17 protein-coding genes are annotated in these 14,985 nt (G+C 59.8%); all 17 read right to left on the reverse strand.

The features are described 5' to 3' along the window. Window positions 1–16: 16 nt before the first annotated feature. On the reverse strand, window positions 17–715 hold the full coding sequence (gene deoC / locus GE107_RS02400) for a deoxyribose-phosphate aldolase (protein WP_255570097.1): 699 nt from the start codon (window positions 713–715) through the stop codon (window positions 17–19). Continuing rightward, window positions 705–1,145 (reverse strand): NUDIX hydrolase, encoded by a 441-nt coding sequence (locus GE107_RS02405; RefSeq protein WP_219637859.1) that lies wholly within the window; start codon window positions 1,143–1,145, stop codon window positions 705–707. Before GE107_RS02405 ends, deoC begins: the two co-directional genes overlap by 11 nt. A gap of 81 nt (window positions 1,146–1,226) precedes the next feature. Then, window positions 1,227–2,576, reverse strand: a complete 1,350-nt coding sequence (gene mtaB, locus GE107_RS02410) for a tRNA (N(6)-L-threonylcarbamoyladenosine(37)-C(2))-methylthiotransferase MtaB (RefSeq protein ID WP_219637860.1) — start codon at window positions 2,574–2,576, stop codon at window positions 1,227–1,229. Beyond that, window positions 2,569–3,345: a 16S rRNA (uracil(1498)-N(3))-methyltransferase gene (locus GE107_RS02415; protein WP_219637861.1), complete on the reverse strand. Its 777-nt coding sequence runs from the start codon at window positions 3,343–3,345 to the stop codon at window positions 2,569–2,571. The genes mtaB and GE107_RS02415 overlap by 8 nt, the downstream gene beginning before the upstream one ends. A 72-nt stretch (window positions 3,346–3,417) precedes the next feature. Beyond that, window positions 3,418–4,122 (reverse strand): site-2 protease family protein, encoded by a 705-nt coding sequence (locus GE107_RS02420; protein ID WP_219637862.1) that lies wholly within the window; start codon window positions 4,120–4,122, stop codon window positions 3,418–3,420. After that, entirely contained in the window at window positions 4,119–5,120 is a 1,002-nt protein-coding gene (gene prmA / locus GE107_RS02425) for a 50S ribosomal protein L11 methyltransferase (RefSeq protein WP_219638017.1), read from the reverse strand. Before prmA ends, GE107_RS02420 begins: the two co-directional genes overlap by 4 nt. Window positions 5,121–5,372: 252 nt before the next feature. Then, entirely contained in the window at window positions 5,373–5,624 is a 252-nt protein-coding gene (locus GE107_RS02430) for a tautomerase family protein (RefSeq protein ID WP_219637863.1), read from the reverse strand. 36 nt (window positions 5,625–5,660) lie between these two features. Continuing rightward, window positions 5,661–6,398 (reverse strand): SDR family NAD(P)-dependent oxidoreductase, encoded by a 738-nt coding sequence (locus tag GE107_RS02435; protein ID WP_219637864.1) that lies wholly within the window; start codon window positions 6,396–6,398, stop codon window positions 5,661–5,663. A 62-nt stretch (window positions 6,399–6,460) separates the two neighbouring features. After that, the gene (locus GE107_RS02440) at window positions 6,461–7,036 is read right to left on the reverse strand and encodes a TetR/AcrR family transcriptional regulator (RefSeq protein WP_219637865.1); all 576 of its coding nucleotides are present in this window, start codon (window positions 7,034–7,036) and stop codon (window positions 6,461–6,463) included. A 120-nt stretch (window positions 7,037–7,156) separates the two neighbouring features. Further along, the gene (locus GE107_RS02445) at window positions 7,157–7,522 is read right to left on the reverse strand and encodes a hypothetical protein (protein ID WP_219637866.1); all 366 of its coding nucleotides are present in this window, start codon (window positions 7,520–7,522) and stop codon (window positions 7,157–7,159) included. A gap of 3 nt (window positions 7,523–7,525) precedes the next feature. Further along, on the reverse strand, window positions 7,526–7,705 hold the full coding sequence (locus GE107_RS02450; protein ID WP_219637867.1) for a YfhD family protein: 180 nt from the start codon (window positions 7,703–7,705) through the stop codon (window positions 7,526–7,528). Between the two features lie 175 nt (window positions 7,706–7,880). After that, on the reverse strand, window positions 7,881–9,005 hold the full coding sequence (gene dnaJ, locus GE107_RS02455) for a molecular chaperone DnaJ (protein WP_219637868.1): 1,125 nt from the start codon (window positions 9,003–9,005) through the stop codon (window positions 7,881–7,883). Window positions 9,006–9,283: 278 nt separating this feature from the next. Then, window positions 9,284–11,137 carry a molecular chaperone DnaK gene (gene dnaK / locus GE107_RS02460; RefSeq protein ID WP_219637869.1) on the reverse strand — a complete coding sequence of 618 codons (1,854 nt, stop codon included), beginning with the start codon at window positions 11,135–11,137 and terminating at the stop codon, window positions 9,284–9,286. A gap of 29 nt (window positions 11,138–11,166) precedes the next feature. Then, entirely contained in the window at window positions 11,167–11,775 is a 609-nt protein-coding gene (gene grpE / locus GE107_RS02465; protein WP_255570099.1) for a nucleotide exchange factor GrpE, read from the reverse strand. A 50-nt stretch (window positions 11,776–11,825) separates the two neighbouring features. Beyond that, the gene (gene hrcA / locus GE107_RS02470; protein ID WP_219637870.1) at window positions 11,826–12,851 is read right to left on the reverse strand and encodes a heat-inducible transcriptional repressor HrcA; all 1,026 of its coding nucleotides are present in this window, start codon (window positions 12,849–12,851) and stop codon (window positions 11,826–11,828) included. A 159-nt stretch (window positions 12,852–13,010) separates the two neighbouring features. Continuing rightward, window positions 13,011–13,472: an N-acetyltransferase gene (locus GE107_RS02475; protein WP_219638019.1), complete on the reverse strand. Its 462-nt coding sequence runs from the start codon at window positions 13,470–13,472 to the stop codon at window positions 13,011–13,013. Window positions 13,473–13,636: 164 nt separating this feature from the next. Beyond that, a complete protein-coding gene (gene hemW, locus GE107_RS02480) occupies window positions 13,637–14,842 on the reverse strand; it encodes a radical SAM family heme chaperone HemW (RefSeq protein WP_219637871.1) in 1,206 nt (401 codons plus the stop codon). Between the last annotated feature and the right edge of the window lie 143 nt (window positions 14,843–14,985).

A 14,985-nucleotide genomic window follows, 5' to 3' on the forward strand; every position in this document is an offset into this window, starting at 1 on the left:
TGTTGCACACCTTTCGCTATGTAATGAACACGGATCCCGTGCTTGTCCCGATCCGATTGGCTCCGGCCGCAAGCAGCGCCTCGGCCGCCAACCTGTCGCGGATGCCTCCCGCCGCCTTCACTCCCATGGCGGGAGAGACGGCGGAACGGAGAAGCCGGATGTCTTCCAGCTTGGCCCCGCCCGGACCGTACCCCGTCGACGTCTGGACGTAGTCTGCCCCGGAGGCTTCCGCGATCCGGCAGCCGTCGCGCTTCCGCTCGTCCGGCAGCATCGACGTTTCCAAGGTGACTTTCACGAGCGCGCCGCCCTGCACGGCCTGCACGACGGCGGCGATGTCCCGCTCCACGGCTCCCAGGTCTCCCTCGATCAGCCGGCCGATCGGCAGCACCATGTCGATCTCCGAAGCGCCGTCATCCAGCGCCGCCGACGCTTCGAACGCTTTGGAGCGCGTGGCCGACGTCCCCAGAGGAAACCCAACGGCCGCGCAAACCTTGACTTTCGTGCCGCTGAGCATCTCCCTCGCCAGTCGAACCCACCCTCCGCAGACGCAGACGCCATGGCATCCCTGCCGCAGCGCCTCCTCGCATAGCTTGCGGATATCCGCGGCGACGGCGTCCGCCCGAATCAGGGAATAGTCGACGAACGGGGCAATTCCTTGCCCTTGCCGCCAGAAAGGAAGCCGCGCTTCCGCATCTCCGCTCCGTTCAGCCGGCAACCGGATCCACCTCGATTCCGAGCTTCGCAAGCGCGCGGGCCATCACTTCGCGGTTGTTCTCGTAGCCGGAGGCCAATTGAAGGCGCCAGGCTTCCCTAGGCACATGCCAAGCGACGCCCGCGATTTCTTCTACCTGCGCCTGAAGCTCCCCCCCGTCCGCTTCCACGAGGAAATAATGAACCTCCTTGTCGATCTTGCCCCGGCCTTCCGCCTCGTATTGATACCGGATGACCTGCAAGGGTTCGACGATGCGGCCCGAGATCCCCGTTTCTTCTTCGATTTCCCGCAGCGCGGTTTGTTCGACCGTTTCGCCCGGCTCCATGCGCCCTTTGGCCAGCGTGATTTTGCCGAAGCGGTCTTCAATGATTTGGATTTCGACGGCGTCCCCGCGCTTCCGGTAGACGAGGCCTCCTGCCGCGATTTCTTTCATCAAAACCTTCCCCCTGACTTCTCCGGATGAAATAGGAAAAAAGATTCCATCCCCGTCGAAGGGGATGAAATCTTTCCAAGATTATGCATGCAGAGCAATTTCACGGATGTCATCCTGGACGGATAGAAGCTCGCCGCGGCATTCGTTCACGCCGGAACCGGTGATGCGCACGCGGCAAAGCTTGCCGATCATCGATTCGTCGCCGCTGAGCACCACGTGCAGGTAATTGTCCGTATAACCGGAGATCAAGCCTTGGCCTTCCGCGCCCTTCGCTTCGCGCTCCGGAATGACGTACAGCTCCCGGCCGACCCACTCGCGGCCGTAAGCGGCCTGCATCCGCTCGGACAGGTCGATCAGCTTGTGGACGCGCTCGTGTTTCGTTTCTTCGTCCACCTGGTCCTCCATGCGGGCAGCCGGCGTTCCGGTCCGCTTCGAGTACGGGAACACGTGCATCTCGGCGAAGCCCATGCGCTCCATGAACCGGTAGCCGTTTTCGAACTGCTCTTCCGTCTCCCCCGGAAAACCGACGATTACGTCGGTCGTAATCGCGACGCCGGGCATCGCTTCGTGAATGCGCGCGATTTTGTCGGCGAATTCGGCCGTCGTGTATTTGCGGCGCATCCGTTTCAGGATATCGTCGTCGCCGGCTTGCAGCGGAATGTGCAGATGGCGGCACATTTTCGGCGAGGCATTGAGCACGCGGATCATCTCGTCGTCGATTTGGCTCGCTTCGATGGAGCTGATCCGGATCCGCTCCAGTCCGTCGATCTTGTCGAGGTCCTGCAGCAGGTTCGCGAGGCGGTAATTTTCCAGGTCGTCCCCGTACCCGCCCGTGTGGATGCCGGTCAGGACGATTTCCTTATAGCCCGACGCGACCAGCTGGCGCGCCTGGTTCAGCACGCTCTCCGGCTTGCGGCTGCGGGAAAGCCCGCGCGACCAGGGGATGATGCAGAACGTGCAGAAGTTGTTGCAGCCTTCCTGGATTTTCAGGAACGCCCGAGTCCGCTCCGCGAAGTCGGGAACGTCCAGCTCTTCGAACTCGCGGGTTTTCATGATGTTGCGCACGGCGTTCACCGGCCGGCGGTCTTTCTGAATGTCCGCGATGAAGCCCATCAGCTTGTCGCGGTCCTGCGTGCCGACGACCAGGTCGACGCCCGGGATCGCCATGATTTCGGCCGGGGACGTCTGCGCGTAGCAGCCCGTGACGGCAATGACCGCGTCGGGATTGCGGCGGACGGCGCGGCGGATGATCTGGCGGCTTTTCTTGTCGCCGGTGTTCGTGACGGTGCACGTATTGATGACGTAGACGTCGGCCGTCGTCGTTTCGAAATCGACCTGCTCGTAGCCTTCGTTCTTGAACAGCTGCCACATCGCTTCCGTGTCGTAGAAGTTGACTTTGCAGCCCAATGTATAAAATGCCACGCTAGGCATCGAATTCCCCTCCCAACTCTCCGGATTCGTAGCCGATGCACGCCAGCGCGTACAAGGCCGCCGTTTCCGTTCTTAGTATGCGTTTGCCAAGCCCGACGGGCAGGGCGCCCGCCGCGGCGGCTTCCTCCGCCTCTTCGGGGGCGAATCCCCCTTCCGGGCCGACGAGAAGCAGCACGGCCGGCGATTCTGCCGCCAGCCTGCCGCGAAACTCGGACAGCGTCCGGCGCAAACCGGAGCCGGCCCTTCCTTCTTCTTCGTAACACAAAAGCACCAAATCGTAATCGGCGAATTGCCGGATCAAACTTCCCCAAGCTGTGACCGGACGTACGTCGGGCACGCGGCTGCGATGGCTCTGCTCGGCGGCTTCCTTGGCGATTTTGCGCCAGCGGTCCAGCCGTTTGGCTTCCTTGCGCTCGTCGTACTGCACGACGGTTCTCCGCGAAAGGAACGGCTGGAACGCGTAGGCGCCGGCCTCGGTTCCTTTTTGGATCACGGTCTCGAGCTTGTCGCCTTTGGGCAGGCTCTGCGCGACGGTCACGCGCCACGCCATTTCGGCTGCGATTGGCAACTCCCGTATGATGTCCGCGACGATCGCGTCACGGTCGATGGAACGAATTTGGGCCAGCGCGTCGCGTCCGCGGCCGTCGCAGGCGATGAACGTATCGCCCGGTTTGGCCCGCATGACGGATCCGAGATGCCGGGCGTCCTCGCCGGTTAAGGTGACGGCCGTCTCCGACATTCGCGCCGGGTCCACGAAATACCGCTGCATGCGTAGGTGGCCTCCCGCGTTTTGTCCATCCTCCATCATACCTCGTTCCGGTCCGCCGCGCCACTCCCGGAATCAAATTCCTAAATCGCGGACGTATTCGAAAATAGGCGATGCCGGCTGGCTGAAAAACCATTCGAGAACGTGGTGCATGCCCCGGAGAATCGGTTCCTTCAAAGCGAACAGAGGCCCGATCGTCACATCCCGGAGCGGTGGAATGAAAATTAACAGAAGGAAGAGGAAAAAGGTCCATTGTTCGTATTGCATCATCCGGATGCGCACGCGCAGCGGGAAAAATTGCTCCAAAATTCGGTAGCCGTCCAAAGGCGGGAGCGGAATCAGGTTGAAAATGAACAGGTTGAGGTTGATGACCACCCAATAGTAAAAGAAAATATCCAATTTGCCGGTCATATCCTCGGAAATATTCATATTAGCGAACAGGATGGCGTACACAAGCAGCCCCAGAAAAGCCAAAACGAGATTGGAAACGGGGCCGGCGGCGGTGACGAGAATGCTGCTGAGCCGGTAAGGCCGGCGCAGCTTGCTCTCCCGGACCGGAACCGGTTTCGCCCAGCCGAAGCCGGCGACGATCAGGAGGAGGAACCCCATCCAATCGAGGTGCGCCTTCGGATTGAGCGTGACGCGGCCTTCGCGGTACGCCGTGTCGTCCCCGAGCTTGTAAGCCGTCCATGCGTGGCCGAATTCGTGCGTGGAAAACGCGACGAGCATGACGAGAATGATAATGGGCAGGTGTTCGATCGGAAACCAGAAAAAACTCATGCTCCCTCTTCATCCTCCTTCGGTTTGCCTGCCACGAAGGCAACCCAATCCTCCTGGCGCACCCGGTCTATGATTTCGAATCCGGCGGCCAAGAGCCCGGCCTCCACGTCTGCTTCCTTGTTCTTGTAAATGCCGGAGGCGATGTAGATGCCGCCGGGCTTCAGCACTTTCATAACGTCCGAGATGAACAGGAGAATGATCTCGGCGAGAATGTTCGCGACGACGATATCGACGGGCGGTTTCACCGTTGCCGTCACCGCTTCTCCGCCCGGCTTATCCCCTTCGTTCAGGATGCCGAGCAGATCGCTCAGCCGGACTTCGATCACGTCCTGCAAGGCGTTCAGCTTGATGTTCTCCGTCGCGCTGGACACGGCGACGGGGTCCAGATCGAGGGCCAGCACGCGGGAAGCGCCCAGTTTCACGGCTCCGATGGCGAGAATGCCCGAGCCCGTGCCGACGTCGATCAGCGTCTCGCCCCCGCGCACCGCGCCTTCCAGCGTCCGCAGGCAGAGCGCCGTCGTCGGATGCGTGCCGGTGCCGAACGCCATGCCGGGATCGAGCTCGATCACGACCTCGTCTTCGCCCGGTTCGTAAGCTTCCCAGGTCGGTTTGATCGTCAGCCGCTCGGAAACCTTCAGCGGTTTGAAATATTTCTTCCAGGCGTCCGCCCAGTCCTCGTCTTTCACCTGGGCCACGGAAACCGCGTACTCGCCGGCGTCGTAGCCGAATTCGGGCAGTTCCTCCAAAGCGGCTTTCAACCGCGAGACGACTTGTTCGATGTCCGTGCCTTCGGCGTAGTAGCCTTTGATTTCCGCGTACCCCGGACGGATATCGTTGAGCGGCTTGTCATACCATTGGCCCAGGGAAGTATCCCGCGGCTTATCCGGGGTCCACGACTCTTCCACCGATACGCCCGCCGCTCCGAATTCGTATAAATAATGGGACACCATCTCTTGCGAAGGCTCCGTTGCCAGAACCGTGATTTCATGCCACAGCACGTTTGTTGCCCCTTCCCGTCCGGAACCGCTGAACCGGCCTTTATAATCAGCCTCCATTATACACGTTTCCGATTCCCCTAGGCAAAAAACGCCAGAGGACGCCCCACTTCCGCCGGAACCAAGTTTGGGCCTGCCCATTTCGGATCGGCGGCAGTCAACGAATAAAAACCCCCACCCGGAGGGATGGGGGGAGCGCCGGTTGGCGGCTCTTCTGCATGTACGGTACGCATTGCCGGCGCGGTGTGCTGCGCATCATTCTGTTGTAACGTCTGCAAGGTCGGCTGCTCGTTGCCGACGATATTCCGGGACTGGAAGTCCGCCCCATCCCCAATTTTCCAACTCCACCTCCTCAATGATGACGAAGGTTGCATTCAACGGTTTGTTCAAAACGTCGCGAAGCAGCTCGCTGGCGCCTTTGATCAGCGCGGCCTTTTCCTCCCGCGTGACCGATTGACGGTTCGGAGCTGAGCCTTCGCGGGTAATCTGAATGGTTACGATAGGCATGGAATTACCCCTCCACTTCGGATTGGACTGAAGATATTAGCGGCCTGCATTTTGGCCGCCGTCCACGTGCAAGATTTCACCGGTTACAAAACCGGCCGTTTCCAGATACATAACTGCCTCGGCGATCTCCTCCGCTTCGCCCATGCGGCCCACAGGGTGAAGTCTGGCGAGAAAATCGTGCGTTTCGACGGCGTGCATCGGCGTTTTGATAATTCCCGGCGCGACCGCATTTACTCGGATCCCTTTCGTTGCATACTCGATCGCCAACGATTTCGTCGCGGCGTTCAACCCTCCCTTCGTGAGCGAGGCCAGCACGGAAGGCACGCCGGCGATCGGCTGATCGACCAGACTGGTCGTAATGCAAATGATATGGCCCGCACCTTGCTTGAGCATCTCTGCGGCCGCACGCTGTGTGACGTGAAAGAAGCCGGCAAGATTGATTGACAGCACCGTATCGAAATCCTCTTCCGTATAGTCCGTAAACGGCTTGGCGATAAAAATGCCCGCGTTGTTCACCAGCGTATCGATTCGACCGAAATGAGCCACTGCTTCGCGAACTAAACGTTCGGCTGTCTGCGGGGCGGCAACATCGCCGACAACAATTCGAACATTCCTTCCGGAGGGATCGATTTCTCTTGCGGCGTCTTCCAGAGATTGTTCACGTCGGCCGTTGATGACTGTCTTCACCCCCCTTTTTACAAATTCAGCGGCGATCGCTTTCCCCAACCCGCTGCTGCCGCCTGTAATCACTGCCACTTTTTCTTGCAAGCTCAAGAAAACCTCTCCTTTTTATCTACCTACTAAAAGGTAGATTTTATATTGAAAAAATATCTGCTTTAAGCTTTCGCCAAAGCAGATATTAATCCCTCAGCAATCGTGTCGAATCTCTTGATATCCCGAAAGCTTCTAGCCAGAAGCTGCGCTCCTTGAAGCGCGGCCAGGAGCTTATGGGCCTGCGCTCCCGCGTTGCCGTCGAAGCGTAAAGTTCCGGCTTGACGGCCGTGCTCCAAGACGCGCTCCAACCACAACAAATTCAAATCAAACAAGTGATTGAGCTTATCCTGCGCTTTCGCAGACAAGACAGCAAGGTCGGTAGACAACATGACACCCAGACACGTGCGATAATCCCGAACAGGTTCGCGGTATAGTTCCACGAACTTGCGCAGCCTTTCCAGATCATCTGTCGTACCCGTTTCGATCCAGGCTGCGGCGGCATGAAAATTCTCGGTATATCGCGCAATCAGCGCCTCTCCCAAGTCCTCCTTACTCGGAAAGTGGTAATGGATGCTCGCGGTCCGTATCCCCACTTTGCCGGCAATATGCGCGTAACTGAACCCGTTAAAACCGCACTCTTGCACAAGGGTCTGGGCGGTATCCAATATCGTTTCTGCCATATTCGTTTTTTTGTTCATACCCGCATTCTACCTTTTAGTAGATATGATGTCAATGATTTTTCATTGGCCTTCAATCTAATCCACGACCTCAACCCCACCCGGCCGGGTGGGGTTGTTCAAAAGAGGCGATTCGCAAAGCTACATCATCTCTCCGCCCGCGCCAAGAAGGACGCTTCGGGCCTGTTCAGCCGCCATTACCGGCACGTTGGCCGACAGGGTGAAGCTAGCGGCTGGCGCTCCTTCCGCGCCGACTCCCCAACCGTTGGCAGCGGCATCCGCAGAAGCCATGACGCCGCTGTACGATTGGACGGCGGAACCGGCCAGCACGGAAGCGGTCAACCCGTCTGCGGATTGATCGGCGTCGATCGCCGGGGTACCCGCCTGGGCATACGCGGCTTCCCGCTCGATGCGGAACCGGTCGCCTCTCAGCGAAGCCAGCTTGCGGACGGCGGATTCGGCCTGCTCCTGAGTGGAGAACCGGGCCTGTATCGTCAACGTGTCCACGACTCAGTCTCCTTCGTAGGCTGCGGCCCGCCGATCGGCTTCCGCCGCGCGCTGCTGCGCTTCCCGGTCGTCTTGGTCCGCAAGCTCTTCCGAGAACTCGACGTCTTCCGCGGAAGCGGTGGGCAGGGACTCGTTCACTGCTTGCCGGAAAGCGGATTGGCGATTGATGGGTTGTTCGCTCATCGGGAATCCTCCTTGTGCCGGTCTTGCCGCATGGAAAAATCCGGCCGTCTCGGTTGATTCCTATAGCATGCGACATCACTTGGAAGTTATGCGGCGAAGAGGCAAAAAGAAAACCGCCCCCGCGAAACGGCCGTTTCGGCGAGGGACGATTGGATAAGCGCGGTCGATCGCGGGCTTACTCGCCGAGGATCGCTTTCTTCATGCGCTCGAAAATGTTCTGGTGCTGCTCGTGCGTATGCTCGCCGCCGTTCGCCGCGAAAGCGCGCAGCAGGTCCTTCTGCTCTTCGCTCAGGTTCGTCGGCGTTACGACAGTCACCTTCACGTGCTGGTCGCCCTGCCCGTAACCGCGGAGCCTGGGGACGCCTTTGCCCTTGAGGCGGAAATACGTGCCCGTCTGGGTGCCGGCCGGGATTTTGAGCTTTACTTTCTCGGTCAGCGTCGGCACTTCAAGCTCGTCGCCCAGCGCCGCCTGCGCGAACGTGAGCGGCACCTCGCAATAGATGTCGTCGCCTTCGCGTTCGAAGAAATCATGCGCCTTCACGCGGAGCACGACGTACAGGTCGCCGGGCGGTCCGCCGCGGACGCCGCCTTCCCCTTCCCCGCTGATCCTCAGTTGGGAGCCGTCGTCGACGCCGGCCGGGATTTTGACGTGGATTTTCCGCTGCTTCTTCACTTGCCCGCTGCCGGCGCAAGTCGGGCACCGCTCTTTGATCATTTTGCCTCGGCCGCCGCAAGCCGTACAAGGACGGCGGTTGACGATGCGGCCGAACGGCGTGTTCTGCGCGACTTCCTGCTGCCCGCTGCCGCGGCAGACGGAACACGTTTCCGGTTTGGTTCCGGGTCTGGCGCCGTTGCCGTGGCACGTATCGCAAGTTTCGGTACGCGGAATCGTGATGTCGGTTTCCTTGCCGAACACCGCTTCCTTGAACTCGATCGTCATCGTGTACTGCAGGTCGTTGCCGCGCTGCGGGGCGTTCGGATCGCGCCGGCCGCCGCCGCCTCCGAAAAACATATCGAAAATGTCGCCGAAGCCGCCCATGTCCCCGGTGAACCCGCCGCCTCCGCCGAAGCCGGCATTCGGGTCTTCGTGGCCGAACTGGTCGTAACGGGCCCTGCGCTGGTCGTCGCTCAGCACGTCGTACGCTTCTTTGACTTCCTTGAATTTGGCTTCGGCGTCGGACGCCTTGTTGACGTCCGGATGATATTGGCGCGCCAGCTTGCGGTACGCTTTTTTGATATCCTCCGCGGAGGCTCCCCGTTCGACGCCGAGCACGTCATAGTAGTCTTTCTTGTCGGCCAACTCTCCACCTCCTCATGAGGAAAGCCAAAGCCGTTCCCATTGCGGAAATGAGGTCGTTTTGGATAGCGCCTAGCCGGTTCGATTCTCTCTCCAGCCTTCTTTATCCCCGCAAAGTGACGTCTATGCTGACGAAGCATATTCCGATTACTTTGCGGGGACCCGGAACTGGACGTAAACTCTTACGAGAGAATCAAACCTTTACGGCGTGGCCCAAAACGGACATCAAAGGCAAAAGGAAGGGGCTTTGACTTTCTGGTTCCCAAAATAAAAACCTAGGCTTATTTCTTGTCTTCGTCCACGACTTCGTAGTCGGCGTCGACGACGTTGTCCTTCTTCGCGGAGCCTGCGCCTGCGCCCGCGTCCGCGGCGTCGGCGCCGGGAGCGCCTTGCTGGGCCTGGGCAGCTTGCTCGTAGAGCTTGACGGACAGCTGCTGGACGACTTGCGTGAGCTCGTCGGAAGCGGCTTTGATTTCTTCCAGGTTGTCGCCTTCGAGCGCTTTCTTCACTTTCTCTTTCGCGGCTTCCGCTTTCTGGATCTCGCCGGCGTCGACCTTGTCGCCCAGATCCTTGATCGTTTTCTCTACGGTATATACCAATTGGTCCGCGCTGTTGCGGGCTTCGACCAACTCGCGGCGCTTGTTGTCTTCTTCCGCGTGCAGCTCGGCTTCCTTCTGCATCCGTTCGATCTCTTCCTTGCTCAAGCCGCTGGAAGAGGTGATCGTGATTTTCTGGCTTTTTCCCGTGCCTTTGTCGGTCGCGTTGACGTTCACGATGCCGTTGGCGTCGATGTCGAACGTCACTTCGATCTGCGGCACGCCGCGCGGAGCCGGCGGGATATCGCTCAGGATAAAGCGTCCCAGCGTTTTGTTGTCGCGGGCCATCGCGCGCTCCCCCTGCAGGACGTGGATCTCGACTTGCGTCTGGTTATCCGCGAACGTGGAGAACACCTGCGATTTGCTCGTCGGGATCGTCGTGTTCCGGTCGATCATCTTCGTCATGACGCCGCCGGCCGTCTCGATGCCGAGGGACAGCGGGGTGACGTCGAGCAATACGACGTCTTTGACGTCGCCCGTCAAGACGCCGGCTTGCACGGCGGCGCCGAGCGCGACGACTTCGTCCGGGTTGACGCCTTTGTGCGGCTCTTTGCCGATCAGCTTCTTGATCGCCTCGACGACGGCCGGAATCCGCGTGGAGCCGCCGACCAGCACGACCTTATCGATATCGGCCGACGTCAGGCCGGCATCGGAAAGCGCTTGGCGAGTCGGCCCCATCGTCCGCTCGACGAGCCCGGAGGTCAAATCGTCGAACTTGGCGCGGGTCAGGTTGACCTCCAGATGCTGAGGTACGCCGTCGACCACCGTGATGAACGGCAGGGATATCGTCGTGGAGAGCGTGCCGGACAGCTCTTTCTTCGCTTTCTCCGCCGCGTCTTTCAGACGCTGAACCGCCGCTTTGTCCTTGAGCAGATCGACGCCGTGCTCTTTTTTGAACTCGGCCCCCAGCCAATCCATGATCGCCTGGTCGAAATCGTCTCCGCCCAGATGGTTGTCGCCGCTCGTCGCCTTGACCTCGAAGAAGCCGTCGCCGAGCTCGAGGATGCTGACGTCGAACGTGCCGCCGCCCAAATCGAACACGAGAATCGTTTGGTCTTCGCTCTTCTCAAGTCCGTAAGCGAGAGCCGCGGCCGTCGGTTCGTTGACGATGCGCAGCACTTCGAGGCCGGCGATTGCGCCCGCGTCCTTCGTCGCCTGTCGCTGACTGTCGTTGAAATAAGCCGGAACGGTAATGACCGCCTGGGTGACCGTCTGGCCTAAGTACGCTTCCGCGTCGGCTTTCAGCTTCTGAAGGATCATCGCCGAAATTTCCTGCGGGGTATAATCTTTGCCGTCGATCGACTCTTTGTGGTTCGTGCCCATATGGCGCTTGATCGAAATGATCGTGCGGTCCGGATTGGTGATGGCTTGCCGCTTCGCCGTCTCTCCGACGATCCGCTCGCCGTCTTTCTTGAAGCCGACGACCGAAGGGGTCGTGCGGTTGCCTTCCGCGTTGGGGATGACGACGGCTTCGCCGCCCTCCATGACCGCCACGCAAGAGTTGGTCGTTCCCAAGTCGATGCCGATTACTTTGCTCATTAAGTAGTCCTCCTATCGGAACTGTTCGATTAACCGCTCACTTTCACCATGGCCGGCCGCAGCACTTTGTCCTTCAGCCAGTAGCCGTTTTGCACGACTTCCACCACGGTGCCTTCTTCGTGCTCTTCGCTTTCCACTTGCATGATCGCTTGGTGCAGCTCGGGATCGAAAGGCGTTCCGGCCGCTTCCATTTTGCGCAGACCTTCCGCCTCCAGCACTTGCGACAGCTGGCGGTAGATCATGTCGACGCCCTTGGCGAACGAGCCCGTCTCGCCGGCGTCCGAGCCCGACTGAAGCGCGCGCTCGAAATTGTCGAGCACCGGAAGCAGCTGCCCGACCAGCTTCAAGGAAGCGTATTGCGCGAGCTCTTCCTTTTCCTTCAGCGTGCGGCGGCGGAAATTATCGAAGTCCGCCTGCACCCTGAGGTGGCGGTTCTGGCTTTCTTCCAATTGCCGCTGCAGCTCCGCAACCCGCGGATCTTCCTGCGCTTCGTCTGCAGAAGCGCCTTCCGCTTCTTCGGAACCCCCATTGTCCGCCTCGGGTTCCTGCGCGCCTTCCGGCGACGCCCCGAAGCGTTCTGCTTGCTCTTCAGCCATTCTCTCCTGCTCCTTCGATTCGTTCATCTGAGTGGATTCCATGAGGCTATGACCTCCTTACCGTACCACCCGTTCCTGCCGCTATGCGCAGCTTACTTGAGACGGCGGTTCAGCATCGACGCGATGTCCCTGGACAGGAATTCAAGCAAGCCGATGACCTTTCCGTATTCCATCCGCGTCGGCCCGAGAATGCCGATCGTGCCCAGCGATTGCCCGTCTACCGTATAATTCGCGGTAATAAGGCTGCATTGGTTGATCGCTTCCATCGCGTTTTCCGTGCCGATCTTCACCTGGATGCCGCCGAGGCCGGCCGGGAACAGCTGCGTCAGCTTGCCCGTCTCCTCCAGCGTATCGAGAATCAGCTTGGCCTTGTCGACGTCCTTGAACTCGGGCTGCGCCAGCATGTTGGCCGCCCCGCTCAAGAACACGCGGGGGTCCTTCTGTTCCTCGATCGACTGCTCCAGCACCGACAAAATCTCTTCGCACCGGTCCATATAACGGCCCAGCTCCCTGGCGATTTCGCTGTAGAGGACCGATTTCACCCGGTGGAAGGGAACGCCGACCAGCTTATCGTTGAGCAGGCCGACGATTTTGCCGAGATCTCCGACGTCGATTCCTTCCGGAATCGTCATCGTGCGGTGCTCGACGTGGCCCGTGTTGGTGACGATGATGGCGACGGCCGAGCTGTCGTTCAGGGGAACGAGCTGGAAATGCTTCAGCGAGGCGCTGAACATTTCGGGCCCGAGGACGATGGACGTATAATTGGTCAAATGGGACAGGATCGTCGCCGCATGGCCGATGACGTCCTCCCAGTGGATCATTTTTTCGGCGAAAAAAGCCCGGATCTTCCGTATGTCTTCTTCGCGGACGCCGCCCGGGGCAATCAAGTGATCCACGTAATACCGGTAACCCTTATGGGAAGGAATCCGTCCGGCGGACGTATGGGGCTGCTCCAGAAATCCGAGCTCTTCCAAATCCGCCATTTCGTTGCGGATCGTGGCCGGACTGAAAGACACGTCGCCCCGCTTCGAGATGCTTCGGGATCCGACGGGCTCAGCGGAACGAATGTAGTCGTCCACGATGGCGGTTAAAATCATCCGTTGGCGCTCGCTTAACATTCGGGCATCCCCCTCCTTATCCTTCCTACTTTCGACTTTAGCACTCAACGAGATAGAGTGCTAACGGCTATTACAAAAATACCAAACCGTTCCGGTCGTGTCAAGGACGTACCGGGTCGGTTCGGCATCGGTTCACGGGTATGAGCGAGGCCGGCTCTCTTACGCCAGCAGCTTGAGCATCGCGATTTCATCGCAGCAATGCTGCTTGGCGCAGTGAACGCAATCGGTCCACACTTTCTCGGGAAAAATTTCCTTTTCGACGACGTTGAAGCCGTTCTTCCGAAAGAAATCGACCGCATACGTCAAAGCCATCACTTTGGGCACGCCCATAAGGCGGGCTTCTTCGAGCAAAGCGTCGACCAGCCGGCTTCCGAGCCCCATCCCCTTATAGCCTTCCGCCATGCCCAGAGAGCGGATTTCGACGAGGTCGGCACCGAGCCGGAACAGGGAACCGCAGCCGATCAGCCGGCCATTCTCCTCCGCCACGATGAAGGAGTCGATGTGCCGCAGCAGCGCTTCGCGGGAACGGGGGAGCATGATGCCCCGTTCCGCATAACCTTGAATCAATTCGTATAGAGCTTCGACGTCTGCGGCCCGGGCCTTGCGGCAGGTGATCGTCATGTTCACGGGATTCCCCACTTTCCGGCTTCCCCTTTTCTTGGATGTGTATAAATATACAACAAAACGAATGTATCCTCAATAGGGTTTCGTTGACCGATAAATTATTCTATCATCGTCGCGGCAAAAAAATCGAATCGGACAGGACGACCCGTCCCCCCGATTCATCACGGATCCAGAAACGCAGCGAACACTTCGTTGCCCAGCATGACGCCTTGCGGCGTCAGTCGATATCCTTCCGGCTGCGGGAGACGCTCCAGCAAGCCTTGGCCGGTCAATCGGCGAAGCGCGTCGCCGAAGCGCTCCTCAAGCCGCGTCCCGTCCCCGAACTGCGCCGCGAAGTCGGCCGCCAGTACGCCGCCGAGCAGCCGCAAGCCGACCATCATGAAATCTTCCATCGCTTCCTGCGGCGAGACTTCGTGGCTTTCCAGCCGGGGGAGCCTCTCCCGTGCCGCGTCGATGTAAGGCTGAACGCCTTTGATGTTCATGTGCCTCACGCCGAGCGCGTAGCCGTGCGCCCCCGCGCCGAGCCCGTAATACGGCTCGTTGCGCCAGTATGTGGTGTTGTGGCGGCTTTCGTACCCCGGCCTCGCGAAATTGCTGATTTCGTAATGCCGGTAGCCGGCCTCCGTCAGACGTTCGATCAAATGGCGGTACATCGAGATCTCCTCTTCCTCCTCGGGAAGCGGAAGCTCGCCCCGTTCGTACAGCCGGTGGAACAGCGTGTTTTCCTCGACTTTCAGGCTGTAGAGGGAGTAATGCGGCAAATCGAGCTCCAGCGCGCGGGAGACGCTGTCGCGAAGGTGGCTGAGCTTCTGGTTCGGCAGGCCGAACATCAGGTCGATCGACAGGTTAGCGAAACCCGCGGCTTTGGCACTCTCGATGCTGCGGACGACGTCGTCCGCCTCGTGGATGCGGCCGATCATCTTCAGCAGCCCGTTATCGAACGTCTGCGCGCCGAAGCTGATCCGGTTGACGCCGCCCTCGCGCATCGCGGTCAGCTTCGCGGGATCCGTCGTGCCGGGATTCGCTTCCATTGTATATTCGACGTCCGGCGCCAGCGGAAAATGCCGGCGCACGGAAGCGAGGAAACGGGCCATTTGCGCCGGATTCAGCACCGTCGGCGTGCCTCCGCCCACGAATACCGTATCGATCCGCTCGGTCGGCAGCGCGGCCGCCGTCCGTTCCATTTCGCGCTCCAACGCGTCCAAATAGGCGTCGATCGGCTGTCCTTCCGCCACGTACGAGTTGAAGTCGCAATAGAAGCACTTGTTCGTGCAAAACGGGATATGAATGTAGAGCGCGCGCGGCTTCCACGTATGCAAGGGGGTGACCGGCGCGGCGGTTCGATCGTTCGTCGTTCGGGCGTGCATGGGGTTCACCTCTTTCCTGCCGAAAACGCGAGAAGAACGGGCCGAGGCCCGTTCATCGTCTCGGATTGCTCGAAAACAGCGGAACGGAGTTCCGTTATTTCGGCTGGTTGGCCGGGTTTGCGCGGAATAGCGGAACGGAGTTC

The sequence above is a fragment of the Cohnella sp. CFH 77786 genome (genome assembly GCF_019400745.1).
Taxonomy (GTDB): Bacteria; Bacillota; Bacilli; order Paenibacillales; family Paenibacillaceae; genus Cohnella.

What these genes read in the sequence shown, in the direction of transcription:
- hrcA (WP_219637870.1), bottom strand. Translation starts at nt 12,851, where the DNA reads ATGTTAAGCGAGCGCCAACGGATGATTTTAACCGCCATCGTGGACGAC.
- GE107_RS02450 (WP_219637867.1), bottom strand. Translation starts at nt 7,705, where the DNA reads ATGAGCGAACAACCCATCAATCGCCAATCCGCTTTCCGGCAAGCAGTG.
- GE107_RS02440 (WP_219637865.1), bottom strand. Translation starts at nt 7,036, where the DNA reads ATGAACAAAAAAACGAATATGGCAGAAACGATATTGGATACCGCCCAG.
- hemW (WP_219637871.1), bottom strand. Translation starts at nt 14,842, where the DNA reads ATGCACGCCCGAACGACGAACGATCGAACCGCCGCGCCGGTCACCCCC.
- GE107_RS02415 (WP_219637861.1), bottom strand. Translation starts at nt 3,345, where the DNA reads ATGCAGCGGTATTTCGTGGACCCGGCGCGAATGTCGGAGACGGCCGTC.
- mtaB (WP_219637860.1), bottom strand. Translation starts at nt 2,576, where the DNA reads ATGCCTAGCGTGGCATTTTATACATTGGGCTGCAAAGTCAACTTCTAC.
- GE107_RS02420 (WP_219637862.1), bottom strand. Translation starts at nt 4,122, where the DNA reads ATGAGTTTTTTCTGGTTTCCGATCGAACACCTGCCCATTATCATTCTC.
- dnaK (WP_219637869.1), bottom strand. Translation starts at nt 11,137, where the DNA reads ATGAGCAAAGTAATCGGCATCGACTTGGGAACGACCAACTCTTGCGTG.
- grpE (WP_255570099.1), bottom strand. Translation starts at nt 11,775, where the DNA reads ATGGAATCCACTCAGATGAACGAATCGAAGGAGCAGGAGAGAATGGCT.
- GE107_RS02475 (WP_219638019.1), bottom strand. Translation starts at nt 13,472, where the DNA reads ATGACGATCACCTGCCGCAAGGCCCGGGCCGCAGACGTCGAAGCTCTA.
- GE107_RS02405 (WP_219637859.1), bottom strand. Translation starts at nt 1,145, where the DNA reads ATGAAAGAAATCGCGGCAGGAGGCCTCGTCTACCGGAAGCGCGGGGAC.
- GE107_RS02430 (WP_219637863.1), bottom strand. Translation starts at nt 5,624, where the DNA reads ATGCCTATCGTAACCATTCAGATTACCCGCGAAGGCTCAGCTCCGAAC.